A 2,971-nucleotide genomic window follows, 5' to 3' on the forward strand; every position below is an offset into this window, starting at 1 on the left:
GCACATGCTGTCGGCGGTGGCAGCCGTCGACCGGCACGGCATCAGCGCGAGCATCGGCTATGCGCTCGCGCCCGGCGATGCGCAGAACCCGCAGCGGCTGCTGCAGCTGGCGGACGATGCGATGTACTGCGCGAAGCGGCGGGGCAAGAATTGTGTGATTCATGCGAGCAACGGGGCTGATCGCAGCTGAGCGGCGAATTTTTGCAGAATCGATTTCAACCCAATGACGTCGACAGCTTCCGATACCTCGGCAATCACGCAGCGCACTTGAAAATGCCAGCGTTTCCCCACGGCGACCGGAAGTTGGGTCATCGTGCAACACAGTGCCCTGACAGCGTCTGCCTTCTGGCGTCGAGTCAGGCGGCCCATTTCCAATGACACGGCATGTGCCGCGATCTCCGCCGCAGCCTGCTGACAGGTGAGGGACGGGCAGCAAGGGGGCGAGGTGTCGATATCCGATACCGCATGCTCCATCCGTTGGATGGTGAACAACAGGCTGATCCTGCGTTCCCCAACGGCATCGGCGGGATCGGGCAATGCAGCCGCGATCAGGCCTGCCTCCGCAAGCCTGCGCAGCAGATCTTGGTAGCGCCCCAGCTGCCCTGCAAGCATGCGCAGTGCGCACTCGATGTCTCGGCCATCGCCACGATTGCCGGCGGTGACCGCGCGCCACGGCTCGGATTGGATCGCCGCCAGTTCGGCCAGAAAAGTCTGCTTCTCCACGACGCTGGCCAGCCATTGAACGGCATCGGCCAGTTGTTCCGGCGTCTCGGCTGTGAAGACCTTGGAACGAAACCAGGGCAGTCCGGCCCTCAGCCATTCGGATCCCGTCAACGGGAGCGAGCCCAACCGATCGCACGAACTGAAAAATGCCCGGGTCTGCAGTTGCGGAGTCCATGTCGCGCATCTGAGCGCTTCACCGATCGCGTGCAGTTGACCTCGGACATGCACGCCATCAGTCGGCGCAGCAGCGGGCCACTCGATGGCGAGGTTCAAACGCCTGATCGCAACGATCAGCTCGCCCCAATCATCAGACACCGTGTGCTGTGGGTGGGACATATCGCGGAGGATCTTTTCGAGCGACTGTCGGCCAGTGAAGAATGGAGCTGCACGCCATTGGTCAGCCAACCGGCGCAGCGACATCGCGGCCCGCTTGATGGCACCTACCCGACCGCCCCGGTCGTCGACGGAAGCTGCCTCCAGCAATGTGGAACGAACCGTCTCCAGCTCGGCCAGGAGACATCGCCGCTCGGGGTGGAGAACAGCCATCCATTGCACGCATTCGCGAAGCGGATCCTCGGGTATCCATCGATCCCTGAGGGCGAGCATCGCCGTCAATTCCGGCAGCCCCACGCAAGCACCCAGCGTGGTTGCCGCATTTGCCTTGTAGAGCGCATGGCTGTTCCGCGCCGTGTCCCGCGAGGCCTGAGGAACATTCGGAATGAAGACCGGAGGGCCGGAGGGCAGTCGATGCATGGTGAGAGGCGCAGGAAACCAGAAACGGCTCTGTGGTCGCTCACACTCGCGAGGTTCCATCCCGCGGCCGACACAGATGCACCCACCCCGCGTTCAATCCGCCGCGATCACGTCCTTCAACATCATGTTGCCGAACTGCGCCCGGTGCCAGAACCCGCGCAGCGTCGGCGTCGGGTCAAGCAGCACCTGGGCGATCAGCGGCTGCGCCGAGGTGGTCGCCGGGTCGCACAGCAGCACGTAGCGCGAGTTGCCCTCCTCGTCGAGCCGGCCGACCCAGTCGATCGCGACCAGCGTGTCGAGCAGCGGCTCGATCTGCAGCGGATCGGTGCGCAGCGTCTCCGACAGCTGCGCCGCGCTGATGCCGTGCGTGCTGAGCGCCCGCGCCTGCGCCAGCTCGCGCAGCATGCCCACCGCCAGCTGGAACAGGTAGCCCGGCGTCGACGGCCGGCGGATCACGCGCATCTGCAGGCTCGGCGCATAGGCGGCGACCACCGCGCCCAGCAGCACGATCACCCAGCCGAGGTAGATCCAGATCAGCAGGATCGGCACCGTCGCGAACGCGCCGTACAGCGTGGTGTAGGTCGGCACCGAGCTCAGGTACCAGCCCAGGCCCTTCTTCGCGACCTCGAAGCCGGCCGCGACGAACACCCCGCCCGCCGCGGCATGCCGCCAGCGCACCAGCGTGTTCGGCACGTAGTGGAACAGGCCCGCCATCGCCGCCGACAGCAGCGCGAACTCGAGCACGTTCAGCAGGAAGCTGACGCCGCCCGGCATCACGCCGACCACGCCGCGCGAGGCCGAGATCGCGTACGAGGTGAGCGACAGGCTCACGCCCAGCAGCAGCGGCCCGAGCGTGACGGCCGCCCAGTACACCAGCACACGCTGTGCGATCGGCCGCGGCTTGGGCACGCGCCAGATCGCGTTCAGCGTGCGGTCGATCGTCAGCATCAGCGCGAGCGCGGTGAACACCAGCAGCACCAGGCCGAAGGTGCCGAGCCGGTTCGCCTTGCTCGCGAACTGCGTCAGCGCGCCCAGCACCGGCTTGGCGATCGAGTCGGGCACCAGGCTCTGCAGGAAGTACTTCTGCAGCGCATCCTGGAAGCTCGAGAACATCGGGAACGCGGTGAACACCGCCAGCATCACCGTGACCAGCGGCACCAGCGAGATCAGCGTCGTGAAGGTCAGGCTGCTGGCGGTGAGGCCCAGGCGGTCCTCGCGGAAGCGCTGGCGCAGCGTGATCAGCGTCTCGAGCCACGGCCAGGTCTGCAGCGTCTGCAGTGCGCGCGAGAACTGCTGCCGCCATGTCAACGTCAGGGCTTGGGCTTCGGCGCGTGTCGGGAGATTCATCGATGGCATCATAGCCAGCGATGACTGCGCCCCCTGCTCCTTCCGCCTCCTCCGCCCCCCTTCCTGCTGTCGTGCTGTGGACCCGCGCGCTCGCGGTCGGCAGCGTCGCCGGGCTCATCGTGCTCGGCGTGGCCTGGGAGCTGTGGCT

The 2,971-nt window shown here is 66.3% G+C and carries 3 protein-coding genes; 1 reads left to right on the top strand and 2 read right to left on the bottom strand.

All coding sequences use genetic code 11. From position 1 onward, the window contains the following. On the top strand, positions 1 to 190 hold a 190-nt coding region (locus tag AC1D01_RS27930), incomplete at its 5' end, for a diguanylate cyclase domain-containing protein (protein ID WP_477872208.1). Here the strand turns inward: AC1D01_RS27930 and AC1D01_RS27935 are convergent. Beyond that, on the bottom strand, positions 160 to 1,476 hold the full coding sequence (locus AC1D01_RS27935; RefSeq protein ID WP_477872210.1) for a hypothetical protein: 1,317 nt from the start codon (positions 1,474 to 1,476) through the stop codon (positions 160 to 162). The genes AC1D01_RS27930 and AC1D01_RS27935 overlap by 31 nt on opposite strands. A 93-nt stretch (positions 1,477 to 1,569) precedes the next feature. Beyond that, positions 1,570 to 2,823: a YihY family inner membrane protein gene (locus AC1D01_RS27940; RefSeq protein ID WP_477872212.1), complete on the bottom strand. Its 1,254-nt coding sequence runs from the start codon at positions 2,821 to 2,823 to the stop codon at positions 1,570 to 1,572. Positions 2,824 to 2,971 lie beyond the last annotated feature (148 nt).

The organism is Rhizobacter sp. P3_B12, assembly GCF_056402895.1.